At 70.9% G+C, this 18291-nt stretch carries 9 protein-coding genes; 6 read left to right on the forward strand and 3 right to left on the reverse strand.

The genetic code is table 11. From position 1 onward, the window contains the following. Nucleotides 1-25: 25 nt before the first annotated feature. From H5395_RS11395 to H5395_RS11420, 6 genes are all read left to right on the forward strand, one after another. A complete protein-coding gene (locus H5395_RS11395) occupies nt 26-7162 on the forward strand; it encodes a hypothetical protein (RefSeq protein ID WP_182792703.1) in 7137 nt (2378 codons plus the stop codon). Further along, nucleotides 7156-8961 (forward strand): hypothetical protein, encoded by a 1806-nt coding sequence (locus tag H5395_RS11400; RefSeq protein WP_182792704.1) that lies wholly within the window; start codon nt 7156-7158, stop codon nt 8959-8961. Before H5395_RS11395 ends, H5395_RS11400 begins: the two co-directional genes overlap by 7 nt. Beyond that, nucleotides 8958-9539: an SCO family protein gene (locus H5395_RS11405; RefSeq protein WP_182792705.1), complete on the forward strand. Its 582-nt coding sequence runs from the start codon at nt 8958-8960 to the stop codon at nt 9537-9539. The genes H5395_RS11400 and H5395_RS11405 overlap by 4 nt, the downstream gene beginning before the upstream one ends. Then, nucleotides 9536-10645, forward strand: a complete 1110-nt coding sequence (locus H5395_RS11410) for a hypothetical protein (RefSeq protein ID WP_182792706.1) — start codon at nt 9536-9538, stop codon at nt 10643-10645. Before H5395_RS11405 ends, H5395_RS11410 begins: the two co-directional genes overlap by 4 nt. Nucleotides 10646-10778: 133 nt before the next feature. After that, nucleotides 10779-12638 carry a hypothetical protein gene (locus H5395_RS11415; RefSeq protein WP_182792707.1) on the forward strand — a complete coding sequence of 620 codons (1860 nt, stop codon included), beginning with the start codon at nt 10779-10781 and terminating at the stop codon, nt 12636-12638. 40 nt (nt 12639-12678) lie between these two features. Continuing rightward, complete coding sequence (locus H5395_RS11420) at nt 12679-13752, forward strand: TAXI family TRAP transporter solute-binding subunit (protein WP_234450741.1); 1074 nt, start codon at nt 12679-12681, stop codon at nt 13750-13752. A gap of 30 nt (nt 13753-13782) precedes the next feature. On the opposite strand, the gene H5395_RS11425 is transcribed toward H5395_RS11420, so the two are convergent. From H5395_RS11425 to H5395_RS11435, 3 genes are all read right to left on the reverse strand, one after another. Then, entirely contained in the window at nt 13783-15717 is a 1935-nt protein-coding gene (locus H5395_RS11425; RefSeq protein WP_182792708.1) for an AAA family ATPase, read from the reverse strand. Nucleotides 15718-16022: 305 nt separating this feature from the next. After that, nucleotides 16023-17174 (reverse strand): UV DNA damage repair endonuclease UvsE, encoded by a 1152-nt coding sequence (uvsE, locus tag H5395_RS11430; RefSeq protein WP_182792709.1) that lies wholly within the window; start codon nt 17172-17174, stop codon nt 16023-16025. Beyond that, nucleotides 17167-18228, reverse strand: coding sequence for a hypothetical protein (locus tag H5395_RS11435; RefSeq protein WP_220494998.1), 1062 nt, complete (start codon nt 18226-18228; stop codon nt 17167-17169). Before H5395_RS11435 ends, uvsE begins: the two co-directional genes overlap by 8 nt. Between the last annotated feature and the right edge of the window lie 63 nt (nt 18229-18291).

Raw genomic sequence — 18291 nt, forward strand, 5'->3', positions numbered from 1 at the left:
TTTCGGCTCGTTCAATCCCTACGGGATGATCTTCGCGCTGCGCCGCGACATCGCGCCCTTGGGCGGGGCGGTGCTGCTGGACAACGCCCAGTGCGAGGATCTGACCGGAACAGAGAACGGCAATGAAAACAGCGCATTGGAAGCCGGCAAGGTGCGGCTGCGCGATTGCGAGCGACCGCGCCCGCTGACGCTGCGCGCCAATGTGGGCGACCGGCTGGTGCTGCGGGTGACCAACCTGCTGATGCAGCCCGCCCCCGACTTCTCGGCCGATTTCTGCGGCGTCACGGGGGAAAACGATCCTGTGCGCGGCGCTGTCAGGGCTGGCGTGTCACAGGGGAACACCGGACACGTCGCGCATGGGCACGCCGCCTGCCAGCCGCCAGATGGCAGGCATGCCGCCGACGGCGCGCATGACTGGCCGGCCACGCGGCATCTCAACCTGGTGATCCAGGGGCTGACGCCGGTGCCCCATGACGATCCCCGGGACGGTCCCGGCAATCCGGTCATCCATCCCGCCTGCCGCGGGATCGATGCCGTGGGACCGAACGACCACTTCTATTGTGCCTACCGGATCCTGCGCGAAGGGCCGATGTTCTTCGCCTCGACCGCCGCGCCCGCAGGTGGCGAAGGGGACGGCGGCTCGCTGGTCCACGGGCTTTTCGGCGCGGTGCTGGCCGAGCGGAAGGGCAGCACATGGTATCGCAGCCAGACCAGCCGAGCGGCATTCGACAAGGCCTGGCTGCCGGCGGCCCACGACCGGCCGCTGCACAGCCGCGCAGACGGGATCGACTACGAGAAGGCGGACGACAAGGGCATCCCTTACCTGAACATGCTGCGCCCGCTTGAGGGACCGCAGGCGGGCGTGCTGTCGGCCGCCCGCGCCGAAATCGTCCATGCCGACCTCAATGCCATCGTCTATTGCGGCGCGACCGGCGGGGACGCCGATTGCCGGATCACTGGCGAGGATGGCCAAGACTCCGGTCCCGGCCTTCGCAACCGCGATCCGGCCCAGCCCCCGGTTCTTGCATTCCGGGAGTTCTCGGTCTTCTTCCATGACGAGCTCAAGACCTTCTACACCTCGAATTTCGAGGAACTGGGCGATTTCGGCCAGCTTGCCGGGGTGCGCGACGGATTTGCAATCAATTACGGGGCCTCAGGGATGGGGTCGCTGCTGTTGGCGAACCGCAAGGGCATCGGTCCTGCCGCCGATTGCACCGAATGCCTTTACGAGGAATTCTTCCTGACCTCCTGGGCCAATGGCGATCCGGCGTTGCTTGAATGGTATGACGACGATCCCTCGAACGTCCATCATTCCTATCTCAACGATCCGGTGGTGTTCCGCAATTTCCACGCCGGGCCGAAGGAAACCCATGTATTCCACCTTCACGCGCATCAATGGTTCGCGGGCAACGATCCCAACCGGGGCAGCTATCTCGACAGCCAGACCGTCGCGCCCCAGCAGGGATTCAGCTACAACATCTACCATGGCGGGCGACGTCGGCCGAATGGCGAGGGCCAAGGCTGGTGGGGCCACCAGGGATCGGGGAACCGCAACCGGACGGTCGGGGATTCGATCTTCCATTGCCATCTTTACCCGCATTTCGCGCAAGGGATGTGGGCGCTGTGGCGCGTCCATGACGTGCTGGAGGACGGCACCCGCCTGCTGCCCGACGGCCAGCCGGAACCCGGCCTGTCGCTGGGCTTCAGGCCCCCCGGCGCCGACCGACGGCCGGGCAGCGTCGATCCGAACGGCAACTGGCTGCGTGGCGCGGCAGGCACCCCGATCCCCGCGGTGATCCCCCTGCCGGGCGAGCCGCTGCCGCTGCTGCCCGGCTATGCCGACGCGCCGGACTGGGACGAGGCCAAATCGGGACCTGCCGAGCCGGATGCGCCGGAAGCCTTCGACCCCGATGCCGAGGTCGCGGCGATGCCGGGCTATCCCTTCTATATCGCGGGAGAGGCGGGCCACCGCCCGCCGCAGGCGCCGCTGGACCTCGCCCGAAGGCTCGGGGGACCGGAACCGGACCAAAGTTCCGAAAGCCCCGTCGACACCCGCAGCCCTGTCGCCGGGGCCTGGCTCGACGGGGGATTGCCCCGGCATGTCATGCTCGACGGGTCCGAGCGGGAACTGTCCTTCGACCCCCTGCCTTCCGGGGTCACGGCCCGGCTGCAGGACGCGGCCCTGCCCGCGGCCGAGCGGGCGGCGCTGCTGCGGCAGGTCGTGGCCCGGTCGCTCGCCATGGGCGACATGACGCTGGACCTGACCCGTGCCCGGCTGCGCGTGCTGGACCCCGAAGGCACGCCGCTGGAACGGGCGGCCATGGGCTTTCACCACAACGGGCTGGTCCATCGGCCAGAGGCGGCGGCCCCCCTGCCGCTGGCCCTGTCGCAGCCGGACGGCAATGAGGTCACCCTGGACACCGGGACCGGCGCCAGCGGCAGCTATCCCACCCGGGCCGCCCCCTATCCCGCCAGCGCGCCCGGCCCCGGACCTGTCGCCTCTCCGGTCTTTGCCGTGAACGGCAGCCCGCCGCGCCCCGGCGCGCCTTTCGCCGATCCCTGCGGCATCCCCCCGGCCGAGGCCATTGGCCCGTCCCGGACCGACCCGCTGGCCGGCGGCCCCTATGCGCCCGATCCCGACCTGACCGGCTTTCGCCGCTACGAGGTCTCGGCGGTGCAACTGGACATGATCGTCAACACCGCCGGCTGGCACGACCCGCAGGCGCGCATCAATGTCCTCAGCGCAAGGTCGCCCGTCTACAAGCAGGGTCGGGGCCGCATCTCGCCGCGCATCAGCGACAGCGAGGAGCCGTTCTTCTTCCGCGCCCTGTCGGGCGAATGCATCGAGTTCCGCCACACCAACGAACTGCCCAGAACGTTGGAGCTGGACGATTTCCAGGTCCGCACCCCCACCGACACCATCGGCCAGCACATCCATCTGGTGAAGTTCGACGTGACCTCCTCGGACGGCTCGGGGAACGGCTGGAACTACGAGGACGGCACCTTCGCCGCCGACGAGATCGCGCATCGCCGCTGCGCCACCACCGCCCCCGGTGGCGGGGTCGAGGGCGGCGCCCTGACCCGTTCCACCGACGGGGAATGCGAGAACGGCAAGCCCCGCGCGCATGACATCTGGAAAAAGCCGCTGCCCGAGGCGCGCGACCGCTTCCAGACCACCGTGCAGCGCTGGTTTGCCGACCCGATCCTGTCGTCGGTCGCGGCCGGCACCGACCGGACCCGCGACCGCACGCTGCGGACGGTCTTTACCCACGACCATTTCGGGCCATCCTCGATCCAGCAGCACGGCTTCTATTCGGCGCTGGTGGTCGAGCCCGAGGCGCGGCCCCTGGCCGATGTCAGCAACCCCGACGTGCCGCAACCGCCGGGCGATGGCTTCGGACGGCTGACCCATGGCCTTCAAAGCGTCTGCGACCCCTCGGGGCCGGCGGGATGCTACAGGCCCCTTGCCGCCGAGGCGCTGTCCACCGTGGCCTTCGGCACCGCCTCGATGGTGGGGGCAAGCCGGACCGTCCAGCTCTGGCATCAGGACGGTGAACAGGACTACAGGGCGCTGACCCCGGATTTCCGCGAATATGCCCTGGCGATCGCGGATTTCGCCCTGCTCTACGATCCCCGCGACCGCATCTCGGAAACCGAGCTTCGCCGCAGGATCAGGACGTCCTCGACCGGCAGCCTCGGCGGCATGGCCACGCTGGCCTGCGAGCTGCACTGGCGCAATTCGCCGAGGTCGCTGGCATCGGTCTGCGGCGCCGATCTTTCGCGCGACGCCCGCGGCCACTGGATGTCCCCCGGCGAAGACGTGCCGCCCGCCTGGGAAGCGCAGGGCCGCATCGGCGACACTCCCGCCCATCGCACCGGTCTGGGCAATGACCTGCTCACGCAGGCGGACCTCAAGCGCCTGACCGATCATCTTGTGGCCTATCGCAGGAACGCCGCCGGGATGCCCGCCGCCCCTGCCTCTGCCCGCGCGCTGGCAAGCCCCGTCGCCCCGCCCCAGCGGCCCGAGTCCATCTCGGTCGATCATCACGACCCCTATCTCGTCAACTACCGGGGCGAGCCGATCCCGCTGCGTATCGGCGACAAGGACGCGGCAGGGGGAAGCCGGGCCGGCCGGCCCGAAACGAGGCCCCCGGCGCTGACCTATGACGAGAACGGGAACAGGGCTGCACGCGAGCCGCCCGGCTTCGGGCCGTTTCTTCCCCCTCCCGGCGCAAGGCCTGCGCCCTCGGGGCCGCAACCCTGGCCCAGCCATGCGGCGAGCGTCCATTCCCGCGACTGCCGGCCCTTCCGCATGGACCGCCCCGGCCGCGAAGGCGCGGGTCCCAGCCAGGTCGAGGCCGCGCTGGACCCCGGCGCCCGGCTCCGGGACCGCTTCCCGCTCTGCTCGGTCGACCGCCAGCTTGCGGGATACCGGGGCGACATGGGCCTTGCGCTGAGTTCCCATGTCCATGGCGACCCCGCCACGCCTCTGCTTGAAAGCTATGAAGGCGAATCGATCCAGGTCCGGCTGATCCAGGGCGCGCAGGAGGTGCAGCATGTCTTCCGCGTGCTGGGCCAGCCCTTCCGCCGCAATGCCGACCAGCCCTTTCCCCGCGCCGCATTGGCGCTGGACCCGCAGCCGGGTCCGACGCGCCACCGTCTTTGCGCCGAGGCGATGTCGGACGGCCGCCCCGAGGACTATCGCAGGTGGCTGGAACGGGGCCTCAAGGAATTCGACCCCCCGCAGAGCCCGGCGGACAGAGAGTTCTGGGAACGGCACGAATGGCTGCTGGCGCATTGCGACAACCCCGAGGGCTTCACCTTCGTGCAGGAGGTCGGCATTTCCGAGCATTTCGAGATGCGCGGCACGCTGCGTTCGGACGTGGGCAGCGGCCCCTTCGAGTTGGCGCCCGCGGGACCTTTCGCCTCGTCCTCTGCAGCGGCTGCGTCCCGCTCGTCGGACGTCACGGACCGCGACGGCCACCGGGTGCCCGAGGGGGTGGCGGATTCGCTTTACGACTTCGGCTCGATCGATGCGACTTGGAACGGGGCCTGGGGCCTCGTGCGGACCTATCGCGACGCAGCTACTCTGGACCCCGCGACCGGCAGGCAGATCGGCAGCCGGCTGAGGCCGATCGGGGAGGGAGGGGCCAGGGGGCAAGCCTTCAGAAGCTCCACTGAATCCGCCGATGCCCCCGAACCCGTCCCCCCCGCCTCAAGCGGCCTGTCCTGCCCGGCAAAGCCCGTTTCCGGCATCATCACACACCGCAGCGAATCCGTGATCGTCGCGCTGCAGACCCGCGACATCTGGCCCGAGGGAACCGATTACGGGATGGGCCGCCATGACCCGGACGGGCTGATGCTGGCGCTGCTGCGCCCCGAGGCGCTGGGCGGGAACGTCGGCTTCCATGACGAGAACTGGGGGAGCGGCCTTTCCCGCGACACGGTGCTGAAGGCGGTCAAGACGGCCTACCACCGGGGGCCCGAGCCTTTCGTCATGCGCGTGAACGCGGGCGATTGCGTGACGCTGCGCTTCGTCAACCTGCTGCGGGACGAGGGTCGGCGCGGGGGCCTGCGCGACCTGCTGGGGGATGCGCGGATGCCCCCGATCGTGCCGCTCAACACCGACCCGGCCGTCCGGGCGGACGGACCCGAGGGCAGGCCGCGCCGGATGATCCTGGACAGGCCCGGACCCGGCCTGCCGGACGGCGGGCTGCGCCCCTCGGCCCGCATGGGGCTGCGGATCGGCCTGCCGGCGCTGGACCTGCTGCGCGACCTGCCGCTGGGCGTGGGCTTTTCCGCCGGCGCCCTGCCGCCCGCCTCGGACAAGCGCGTCAGCATCGGCCCGATCCTGCAGTTCTTTGCCGGGCGCTATCGCGTGGACCCCGAACTCAAGCTTCCGGACGTCCTGGACGAGCAGCTCCGTCTTTCGCTGCTGCAGGCCGCCGGGGGGCAGGATGGAAACGGCAGTGACCTTTACCCCGCGTGGAAACAGCTTGCCGGGCGATTGAAGCCGAACGTCATTGTTGGGGTCCACGAGGTCCAGCCCGGCGAGGACTTCCTGTTCGAGGTGATGGGGCGGCGGTTCGGGATCGCGCTGTCCGACCCGGACTCCGGCCAGTCTGCGCAGCTTCCGGGATCGGATGCCACCGTGATCGGAAGCCTCTGCGCAGCCCTTCCCTGCGTCACGGATCACGACGCTCTGCTTGGTGATCTGGTTGGTGATCTGGAACGGGCCGCCGGCCTTGAGGCCCGGCAGGCCGTCACCGACCGTATCCACTGGATTCCCTATGCCTTCGGCCCGGTGCCCGTCACCTCGACGGCGGACGTGATCTCGCACGTCCCGCACGGGATGATGGGGGTGATCGACGTGGTGCCGGTGGACTGGGACCTTTCCGCCGCCGACCCCGCCCGGACGACCCTGCCCCCGTTCGTGGACGGGTTCCCCCGCCGCAGCATCGGTCATGTCCCGGCGGGCGCCGGGCTGCCCACGCGGCGGATCGAGATCCTGCCCGCGTCCCGGCCGGGTCCGATGCCGGTGGACCTGCCTGCCACGCGCCTGCGTGAATTCGTGCTGTTCTGGCAGGACGGGCTCAATCTTCACGCCTCGGACAGCCGCACGAAATGGCTGTGGGACGACGGCATCCCGGTCAGGAACGTCCGCCCGGTGGCCGATTGCCTTGTCTGCGACGACAGCTATGACCTGGGCGAGGCCGGGGTGAACTACGCCGCCCCCGGCTTCGACCGGATGCTGCGGCGAAGGCTGGGGATCGACGCGGAGGCCCAGGACGACCTGAACCCCGTGAAATTCCCCCGCGACTTCTTCGACCCCGCGTCTAGCCCGAAGCCGATCGTCCTTGAAGCCTGCGGGGGCGAGGAGGTGGTGATCCGGGTGGTCCATCCGGGCGGCCGCGCCCGCCAGCGGGCCTTCGTGATGAACGGCTTTGCCTATGACGACCTGTTCCCCGGCTTCGGCTTCCCGAACGCCGCCCTGCTGGCGCCGGGCAAGTCGGTCTCGGCCTGGCTCACCCCCAGCCTGCGGGCAGGGGACGTGGCGCTGTGGTTCGACGGGCCGCTGACGCGCCGGGCGCAGGGGGTCTGGGGCCTCATCGTCGCGCGCAAGCCGGGCGAGACGCTCGGCTCGACGGGCGAGTCATGCTGAGCGGGCGCTGGATCGCGCCGCTTCTGCTGGCCGCAGGCGCCGTGGCCGCGCAGGAAGCCCCGCCCGAGCCGCTGCGCCCGGCGCTGACCGCCAGCATCGAGGTCCTTGACGACGGCGGCCGGGCGCTTGACCCCGTGCCGCCGGGCGAGCCGTTCCAGCTTGCGGTTTCCGTCCGCAACCACGCCGGACCCGAGCCGCCGGCCGGGCTGCGCCTTGCCGGCTGGCTGCGGCGGGTTTCGGCGCGGAACCTGCCCTGCCACCAGGCGGCGCGGGCCTTCTTTTCGACCGGAAGCCTGCCCACCGACGCGGTGTCGCTGAACGGGCCGGTGCTGGGGGTCCTGTCGGAGGAAGGGTCCTTCACGGTGGTCGATCCTGCGATCAGCCTGGCCAGCGCCAACCTGATCGGCGCCGCGACCCTGCCGGAACAGCCCGCCGCCCTGGCTGCGGCGCCGCTGTGGGGGGGCTTTCTGGTCAGCCTGCCCGCGGCGGGCGAGGTGCGGGCGCTTACCGCCTTCGGCGCGCGGTCGCGGGTCGTGGCCGGGGGGCTTGACCGCCCGACCACGCTGATCGCCGATGGCGCGGGGGGCGTCTGGGTTCTTGAGGAAGGCGCCGCGCGGATCAGCCGCTTCGACGGCGGGGGACACAAGACCGCGACGCTGGCCGCGGTGGCCCTGTCGGGGGACGCGGCCACGATCCTTTTCCGCGACGGGGCGGGCGGGCTGCAGGTGCTGGACGCCGCGACCGCCACGCCGCTGGCCGTCCTGCCCCCCGCGCCGGATGCCACCGCCGAGGCGCTGCTGCCCGGTCCCGATGGCCCCGTGGCGGTCCTGCGTCTGACCAAGAACCGGCTGGCCGTCCATTACCTCGACGCGCCCGACAGCGCGCGCGAGATCGCGCTGGCCAGTCCCGTCGCGCGCCTGGCCGTCGATCCGGCGGGGCGGCTGGCATTCGCCTGGGATCCCGCGGGCGGGCCGGTCTCGGTCATCGACCTGGCGCGGGGGCATCTAGCCCGGACGGTGGGGGCGCATGGTTCGGCCATCTCGGAAGTCGTGGTCCTGGACCGGATGGCGGTCCTGCTGCGCGCCGACCAGTCCGAGGCGGCCACCCTTGCGCTGGATTCCATCCGTCCCGGGACCGAACCGCAGCTCGGCGCGGTGCCACTGGGGGCGGCCGCGCCCCGGCCCGTGACGGCGCCGGGGTTTCTTCTGGCGGTGCCGGGCGGCAGCAAGGCGCTGGCCATCCACGCCCAAAGCTTCACCGGCTTTGTGGTGGGGCCGACCTCGGCGATCGGCGCCGCGCCGCCCATGGCCTCGGTCCGGCTGCGCGGGGGCGTGCCGCGGACGGCCGCCATCCTGGCGCGCGGCTTTTCCGAAACCGGCCCCGGCCGGTATCGCGCGGGCGCGGTCATCCCCGGCCCCGGCCGCTACGAGCTTGTGCTCAGCACCGGCGTGGGCGGGCTGACGCTGTGCCACGAGATCCCGACCCTGCCCCTGCCCGGGGCGCAGGCGCCCGCCGCACGGATCGCGGCCGAGGTCGACCCCGTGCCTGCCGCCGACGGATCGCGGCAGGTCACCTTGCGGATCGTCGGGCCGGACGGCTTGGCCCTGCCCGGCGTCGCCGGCGTCCTCAGCGTGGCCGCGCTGGAAACGGGATGGCTGCAGCGGGCCGATTGGCCCGAACGGGACGAAAGGGGTTCCGGGATGACCTTGCGCCTGCCGGCCCGAGGCACCTTTGTCGTGACCCTCTCGGGGGCGGACAGCGCCGGCGTTCCCCCGCTTGTGATGGAGCTTGGCCCATGATCTTCCGCGCGAACGCCCTGCTGCTGGTCCTTGCCGCGATCCTTCCCGGTCCCGCCCGGGCGCATGAGGGCCATGCCCACCCGCCCGTGCCCGCGCAGGCCGTCTTTCCGGCCGAGCGGCTGTCGCCCCCGGACCTGCCGGTGACGGACCGCTTCGGGACGACCAAAGGCTTCGTCAGCCGCTATGCAGAGGCGCCGATGCTGGTGGTCAGCTTCACCTATGCAAGCTGCGGAACGGTCTGCCCCCTGTCGAACGCGGTGCTGGCCGAGATTCAGGACGAACTGACCGCCGCGGGGGCGCGGATCGTTTCCCTGTCGATCGACCCCGCCCGCGACACGCCCGCGCTGATGTCCGTCTCGGCCGAACAGTTCGGCGCAGGGCCGTCCTGGGAATGGGTCGCGGGATCGGTGCCCGACACGCGCATGCTGATGACGGCCTTCGGCGTGCCCGTCGGCCCCCCCGAGGCCCATGTCCCCACGATCCTCATGGGCAGCCTGTCCTCGGGCGAGTTCACCCGCGTGGTCGGCATCCCCGATCCGGCAAGCCTTCTCGCCATCGCCGGGGCGCCCGCGCGATGAGATTTGTCCTTGGCGGCCTGCTCGCGCTTGCGTCAGGCATCGCCGCTGCCGAGGACGCGGGCCATGCGCTGTATCAGCGGGGCGAAGGGGCGACGGCGGTGCTGGCGGGGGGCGCCGCGCGGATGCCCGCCCGCGCCTTTCCCTGCGCCAACTGCCACGGGGCCGACACTCTCGGCGGCCGCGAGGGCGGGGTCGTGGTCCCCCCTGTCGGGTGGAGCCGCCTGTCCGCCCCCACGCCCCGGCGCCCGGCTTATGACGGCCCCGCGCTGGCCCGCGCGCTGGCCGAGGGGGTGGACCCGGCCGGGCGTCCCCTCGGGGCCGCGATGCCGCGCTTCGAGGTCGCCCCTGACGCGCTCGCCGCGCTGGCTCCGGCCCTGGCCGCCATCGAGGCCGAGCAGCAGGCGGGCATCCACGGCGCTGAGCTTGTCCTGCGCCCGCCCTCGGATGCCGCCGCACGGGCCGGGTTCGAGGCCGCGCTGGCCCGCCTGAACGACGAGGGCGGCGCCCATGGCCGCCTGCTGCGGACCGCCCGCCCCGACGAGGCCGCGGCGCTGGACCTGTCGGATCTTTCGGCCTTGGCGGATGCGCTGGCGGCGGCCGAGGCGCGCGCCCTTCTGTCCGCCGCCGCCGAGGATGGCCTGACCGCGCTGGCCGTCGCCGGGCCCCCCCCTGATCGGGGATTGCAGGCGCAAGCCGCGGCGGCGGGGGTCGCGCTGGGCCCGTCCTCCGCGGCGGTGCTGGTCCTGGGCGCGCTGTCCGACGACCGCGCCGCCGCGCTGGAGGCCACCGCCATCTACGCCCGGCGTGATGCGCTCAGCCCGGCGCTGATCGCCGCAGCCGCCCGACCCGGCCTGCACCTGATCCTGACCGACCCCTTCCCCGAGGCCGCCGCCTGGGCGCGCATGACCGGGCAGGGGCGCAGCGCCGCCCTTGGCCACGCCGCCGCGCGGATGGCCCATGAAGCCGCGGTCCGGGCCGGGCGTCGGTGTTCGGTCGCGCGGCTGGCTGCGGCTCTGGCCGAGGTGACCGGCCGCGATGTCGCCATCCGTCGCCAGAAGGCGCCCGGCGTGGCCTCTTTCCCGCAGGAAGAACCCGCAGGACCCTAGCCCTGCCCGCAGGCTTTGGATGTCCGCGCATCGCGAGACCTGATCTTGCAGGACGCCACCGTCCCGGCGGGGAACGCGGATGCTTGACAGGTTCGGCGATGATTGCGCTTGATGGCGGAAAGTGGGGTGGAACGTGATCAGGCTGCTTGCCGCAAGTGGGTTCTGGGCCATCATGGCGGGCATGGCCTTGGGCCAGGACGACAGCGTTTCCGCCGAGTTGCCGAACCCGGGAAAGACCAGCGCGCTGCGGGAGATCATCGTCCTGATGGAGGATGAGGCCGCCGACCTGCAAAGCCAGATCGAGGCCATGCGGAGCGAGCTTGCATCTGGCAGGCAGGCTTCGGATGCCGCGCTTCCCGAAGACGGGGCGCCCACCCCGCCGATGACGGAACCGACCGAGGAACTCGAAGCGGCGAAAGCCCGAGCGCAGGCGGCAGAGGAAAAGGCCGCTGCCGCCCAGCGCCTGCTGGCCGAACGCGACGCGGAACTGCAGGCTGCCCGGCAGACCACCTCTGAGGCGGCGGATGCGGAGGCCCTGCAGGTCGCCGAGGATCAGGTCCGGGAACTGACCGCGCAGTTGCAGGCTGCCCGAAGCGACGCGCTTTCGGCGGAAGAACGGTTGTCGGCGGCAGAAGCGGCCTTGCAAGGGCGCGAGGCCGAACTGGCAAGCGCCGAGGAACGCGCGGCGCAGGCAGCGGCCAGCGCCGATGCGCAGGCCGGGATGGAACGGGATCTGGCCGACCTGCGCGCGCGCCTTGCCGAAGCGGAGGCCGCCCGCCAACAGGCGGAAACGGCCCGCGCCGATCTGGCATCCCGCTTGAACGCGCTGCAACAGGAGCTTGCGGCGCGGCAGCAGGCCGAGGGCCTCGAAAGCGAATCCTCGGAGGCTTTGGCCGGGGCGGAAGCGCGCCTTGCCGAACTGCAGCAACAGACGGCCGAGACCGAGGCGCGTCTGGCGGAACTCGGCCAGCAGCGTGCCGCCGTGGAACAGCAGGTCGCCGATGCCGGGGAAGCCCTTGGCACCGCGCAACGGCAGCTCGCCGATTTCGCCGCTCAGCGCGATGCGGAGGAAAGCGGGATTGCCACCCTCGACGCCCGCCGGACCGAGGCGGAGGCCGCCCTTTCCCAAGTGCAGCAGCAGGCCGCTGATTTCGCTGCGCAGCGCGTAGCGGCGGAGAACGAAGTTGCCGCGCTGGATACGCGCCGGGCCGAGGCGGAAGCCGCGCTTTCCCAAGTGCAGCAGCAGGTTTCCGATCTGGCCACACAGCGCGAGACGGCGGAAAGCGAGATCGCCACTCTGGATACCCGCCGGACCGCGGCAGAGGCTGCCCTTTCCCAGATGCAGCAGCAAATCACTGATCTCACCACGCAACGCGAGGCGGCAGAGGCAGAGATCGCCGCGCTGGGCACCCGCCGGGCCGAGGCAGAGGCTGCGCTGGCCCGGACGCAAGGGAGCGAGGCGGAGCTGCGGCAGGGGCTGGAGGAGGCGACGACGCGGCAGACGGCCGCGACCGCCGCCGCGATGGAAGCCGAGCGCCGCCGGGACGAGGCCGATCAGGCCTTCGCCGCGGCCGAGGACCGCCGCGCCAGTGCCGAGGCGGCCTTGGCCGAAGTGACCGCCCGGCTTGAACAGGCATCCGCCACGCGCGAGGCCATGGAACAGGAGGTCGCCCGGCTCTCTGCCGAAGTGCAGGAAACAGCGCCCGCGCTTGCCGAGGATACTGCGGCCCCCGGTGAGATGGCGGCGGCGCCCGCCGAGGACACGGCCCTGTCCGTTCCCGCGGCGGACTCGCAGCCGGCGCGCTGGACGGCAGAGGAGGTCGAGGCCGCCTTGTCGCGCGCCCCGGCGCTCGGCTCGGGTCCCGAGCGCGCTGAGTTGCAGCGGCGTCTGACCGGCGGGGAATGCGCGGCAGAGGCCCTGAGGGGCGCCTATGGGCAGATCAACCGGCAGACCCTGCTGGCGCTGGTGGCCGAGCTTGGCGCCTGCAACTGACACCACCGGCCCGCAAAGCCGAAAGGGGAGGAAAGACGAGATGAGCAAGACCCGATGGCTCGGCATGGCCCTTGGCGCGGTGCTGGCCCTGGCCACAGGCCCCGCCGCCGCCCAGCAGGAATTCCGCAAGGCGGTGATGACCGGCGGGGCGTCGGGCACCTATATCCAGATCGGCCGCGACCTCGCCGGGCTGATGGCGCAATGCGGCCAGACGCTGAACGTGATCGAATCCGCAGGCTCGCTGGAAAACTTCATGGCTGTCCGAAAGCGCAGCAATACCCAGTTCGGCATCGTGCAGAACGACGTGCTGGAATATCTGAAGACCTATTCCGCCAATGATCCCGACGTGGCCCGCGCGATCTACAATGTCCGCATCGCCTTCCCGCTTTACGACGAGGAGGTGCATCTGCTGGCGACATCGGACATCGACAGTCTTGCCGACCTGGCGGGCAAGCGGGTGGCGATCGGGGTCGAGAACAGCGGCACCTTTCTGACCGCCTCGCTGGTGCTGGACCTGACCGGCACCCAGCCGGCCGAACGGCGCCTGATCTCGCCCGCCGATGCGCTGCCCGCGCTCAAGGCCGGAGAGATCGACGCCTTCTTCTATGTCGCCGGCGCCCCCACTGCCCTGTTCGCCGAGGGCGAAATCGACGGAGAACGGTTCCAACTGGTGCCGATCGCGGACCAGACGCTCGGCAGCGTTTACGACACGGCGACCATTCCCGCGAACACCTATCCGTTCCAGCCCGAGGCGGTGGAAGGAATCGCCGTCAAGGCGCTGCTGATGACCTTTGAATATGATCCCCGGGGCAACGGCTACCAGCAGCAAAGCTGCAAGGCGGTGTCCGACCTGTCCCACCTGATGCTGACCCGGCTGCCGCAGCTGCAGGAAAGCGGCCATCCCAAGTGGCGGAACGTCGACCTGCAGGACATCCCCCCCGGCTGGGACATCGGCAACTGCGTCAATCAGGGGCTGCAGCAGGGCTACCAGCTTCAATGCGCCGCCCCGCTTGCCAGCGCAAGCGCAGCGCCCGCAGAAGAGCCCGAGCAACCCGCGGAAAGCGACGCGAACCGGGCCTACCGCGAATATATCTGCGCCACGCTGGGGTGCTGATCCGGGGTTCGTGCCGATCCCGAAGGCCGGCTATTCTTCCGCGGGGATCATGCGGACCAGGGCGGAAGGGACGCTTTCCGAACCATCCGCCCCGAGTGCGGTGACGCGCCATGCGCTGACCGGAAAAGGCAGGATCAGCCCCGGGACCGTTGTTTCCTGAACGGGCAGAGGCTGATCCACCGGGCCGAAGATCTCGACCCGGAAGCGGACGGGCGCGGCGCCTTCGGGCAGGCGCCAGATCATCTCGCTGCCGCCGTTGCCTGGCCGGGCCTGAAAGACGGGGACCGGCGGTGCCGGGATGCCCGGCGCATCGGCGGTCGCCAGGGCCTGTAATCGTTGTTGCGCCCTTGGCAGATCGGCGGCCGCGGCATACCACAGCCGCGCCATGTCCGGGTTCGGTGCGACTCCGCTGCCGGTTTCATGAAGCTGTCCGAGGTAATAGGCCGCGCGGGCGCTTCCGCGAAGGGCCGCGCGGGCATAGGAGATGGCCGCCCGGCCGGGATCGCGGCTTTCGAGGTCCAGCGCCTGTGTCATCAGGGCCGGAATGGCCAGTTCCGGTGTGATGGCGACCGGATGGGGAACCGAAAAGGCCGGCTGCAGGGCAAAGGGTGCGGGCTGCCCCGCTGCGGCTGCCGCCTGTTCCATGGCGGCACCGGCCGCGGGCGGGGCCGGGCGCATGGCAGCCGGCGCGGGCGCTTGCCCCCATTGAAGCCAGACCAATGCCGCGCCGCTGGCGATAACCGCCGCTGCCCCCAGCCACGAGCCTTGACGCCTGCCGGGTTCGCGGAAGGGGGAAAACAGGGCCGGATCGACCGCAGGATAAAGGGCAGGGGCCGGCGCAGGATCGTGACGGGGCAGGGCGCGCAGGGCATCGGGTCGTCGCGGCGGTGGCTCTCGCAACGCACCGCCTTCGGAGAGCGCCTGCCGGGTCTTTGGCAAGTCGGGCCGCGTGGCCGATGCCGGAAAAGGATCAGGCATCAGGGCCGGCGGCGCGGCATGGTCCGTAGTGCCCGCGCTGTCCGATGCCGGGGGGTGCGGCGCTATGGTTGCAAGCTGGCCCTCGGGGGTGCCGGCAAGGGGAACATCGGGGGCTTGGCGCGATCCCGTCGCCGCCTGCTCGGCCAGACGGCTCAGCACGCCGGTGGTGCTTGCCTCGTCCAGCACTGCGCCCGCCCATGCGCCGTCGATCCGGGACAACCCTGCCGATGCGGCGGTTCTCAGGCAATGATCGGCCATGACGTTGATCAGCCGGGGCAGGCCCAGCCCGAAGAAATGCAGCACCTGCATCGCGCCGGCGTTGAAGATCGGCGCGGTCGCGCCCGATTGCGCCAGCCGGTGCGCGACATAGCCGGCGGTGTCGCCCTCGCCCAAGGGGGTCAGGACCGCATGGACGCCCCGCGCGAAGCGCAGCCTCGGCGCGACTAGTCGGCCCCGCAATTCCGGGCGGCCGGCGAGCAGCAGCGTCAGGCCGCCCTCCGCCGCCAGCGATGCGAGGGCTGCGATGCCCTCGACCTCCAGCGTCTGCGCGTCGTCCACCATCAGCAGGGTGGAATGGCCCTTTGCCCGGTTCGCCTCGGCAAAGCGGCGGACCTGATCCGAAAGGTTGGGACCGTCGCTTTGTTCAGGCAGGCCGAAGGCATCGCGCACCTGACCGAAAAGGCTGCCGGGCCGGGGCTGCAGAGCCGAGACAAGCCCGGTGATCCATCCCTTGCCGTGGCGCCGATCAGCCAGCAGCTTCAGCAGCGCCGTCTTGCCCGTCCCGGCAACGCCCGTCAGCGACAGAACGGGTGCGCCTGCGACGACCCCCTCCCCGATCCAGTCGAGCACGGGTTGGTGAGGCTGCGACGCGTGGAACAGGGACGGGTCAGGCGCGTTGTCGAAAGGCGCCCGGCGGAGACCGAAATGATCGAGACAGGCCAAGGACATGACGCGCAGGATGTTGCCCGCTTGGCCGCAGGCGCGCAAGGGAGGCGGCCTTGCATGCCGGATTGCCAACTGCAGTAGGGCAGGCCCCCCCGGCCACCCCGGACCCGACGACGCTGGTGGTGGCCGGTGAGCCGCAGCCCTTGTCCTGCCCGACGCCCCTTTGCTGCCCGTGCTTGCAGCATCTCGGCTTGGCTGCCGGCACTGAACCTGCAGCGGGTCCGATCAGGCAAAAGCGCTTCCGGCTGGTGAAGCCCGCCGCGCATGATGCCGGTTTGCAGGCAAGCCGCCGGCCGGGCGCCGAAGGGGCGGCATACCTCCTCCCTGTTGCCGGTCGAGGCGAAGATTCACCCCTCGGAAAGGGCAGCCGGTTCGCCCTCGTCGATGTCGGCACCGGCCTCCATCCCGGCGCCGAGCATCCGTTCGGCCTCTGCAAGACGGGCCGCGTCACCGGTGCCGGCGCCGAAGCGGGCCGCGACATCAGGGGCATAGCGCAGCAGGTCCGACCGCAGCCGCAAGAGCGACAGGTCCTTGGTCTTGGCTTCAAGCATCACGTCGAATTCCAGCCCTGCCGCGTCGCGCATGAAGGTCGCGAACTCGAAGGGATTGGTGAAATCCGCGTGCCCGGTCCAGACCGGCGGCAGCAGCACCGTCTTGACGCGGGACGTGGCTTTGACCACCCCCTTCGTCAGCGCGCCTTCGGGCGGGCCGGCAGTTCTGGCTGCCTCGCGTTCCTTGTCCGTGACCTTGCGCTTGATCTCGCGCATCTCGGTCCGAGGCGAGGAAAAGTGGATCTTCGGCCGCACGCCTTCGGGCCACGAGCCGATGAACCGTTCCAGCGCGGTCCGCAGCGCCAGCCCTTCGGGATTCAGGCACCAGTGATGCTGGTAGTCGAAGATCAGCGGCACCCCGCAACGGTCGTGGATCCACAGGACATCGGCGGCGGAAAAGCGGATGTCGTCATTTTCCAGCACAAGGCGGCGGCGGACATGGCCGGGGCATTGGTTATAGCCCTCGATCCAGCGGGCGCGGCTTTCCTCGCGGTTGTCGTAAACGCCGCCGACATGGGTCACCAGCACCGCTTCCGGTCCCATGCCCATCCGGTCCAGCATCTCGGCCTGCGAGGACAGGTCCCAGATGCTTTTCGCCGTCAGCGCCGGGTCGGGGCTGTTCAGCAGCACGAACTGCGAGGGGTGAAAGGACAGCCGGATGTCCAGTTCGCGCGCCTTGCGCCCCATCGCCGCAAGCTCTGCGTCGCTTTCGGCCACCATGTCGTGGAACTGCGGCATGTCCGGGTGCGTCGCATAGGGCGCGAGGTCCGAGGACATGCGATACATCTCGATCCCCGTCCGGGCCAGGTAGTCGAGGATCGCGTCCACGTATTCCAGCGAGGTCTTGAGGTGCGGGTTCTGCCGCCAGCGCCGGGTATCGTTGCTTTTCAGGCCGGGCCGTCCCATCACCTTGACGGGAAAGCCCATCCGCAGGGGTCGTTCATGCATCGGGCACCTGTTCCTCGGGAAAGCCGATCCGGGCGGCGAAGTCGTTCCAGTCGGCCGGGCGCAGGGCGCCGCCGGTGGCCTGGACATGGCCGCTGCCGTATTCCGTGCCCGCGCCGGGCGGCCGGTGGTCGGCCAGAAAGCGGATGAGGTCCGTCCCGGTCGCGGTGCGCGCGGCGAAATGGACCCAGCCCGGCCGGTAGCCGGTGTTCGTGGCCAGCACGATCTTGTTCTTCAGCCGCCCGCGCCAGGCCTGCGCGACCAGCGGATGGACCTGGCAGGGCGAGGCAAAGCGGATCAGCGCGATGTCGCCGCGGACCTTCGGCGCTGTCCGCCTGGCGCGGTCGAGTTCCGCCGCGACTTCGGCGCGGGCTTCGCGCAGAAGGGCGGTTTCGGGGTGGTCGCCCTTCACAAGTTCCTTGGGTCCGTCGCATTTCAGCAGAAGCTCAAGCGCCGGGCCTGCGTCGGCCGCTGCGGTCCGGCGCGGGGCGTTGACCAGCGCCACCGCTTCCCGCAGCGCCGTCTTGCCGTATCGCGCCTGCGCCTCGGCAAGCTCGGGGAAATCGCCCGTTGCCATGTCGCCGATCAGCCCCAGGGCGGCCAGCCACGAAAGTCCCTCCGCCTGGCCCAGCCCTTCGGCGCACCAGAAGGCCAGCAGCGCCGAGGTCGGCTCGGGCACCCAGCCGTTCCCCGAGATCACGACCGCCCCGCCGGGCGTGCCCGAGGGGACGTGGTGATCGACCAGCACCGTGGGCACCCCCGGCAGGATGTCGCCCTCGCGGATGCCGAGATCGGTGGCGATCAATCCGCCGGGCTGGCGGGCCTGCAGTTCCCGGCCCATGGCGAGCGACCAGGGGTTTTCGCCCTTGCCTGTGATGCGGATCTCTGCGGGCCGGCCGGCGCGGTCCAGCGCGCGGGCTAGGATCGCCGTCGCCGCCAGCCCGTCCGCGTCGAAATGGCCGAGGATCAGCGCCGGCCGGTCCGGGTCGAAGCCGTCGAGCGCCGCCCGGAAGGCCGGGCCGACGTCTGAAGGATTCTGGGGGCGGCAGCGGGGCATGACCCTCAACGGCGCAGGCCGCGGCTGGTTTCATGGCGCAAAGGCGCGCGATCCCGGTTGCGG

Source organism: Paracoccus sp. MC1854, from assembly GCF_014164635.1.
GTDB lineage: Bacteria > Pseudomonadota > Alphaproteobacteria > Rhodobacterales > Rhodobacteraceae > Paracoccus.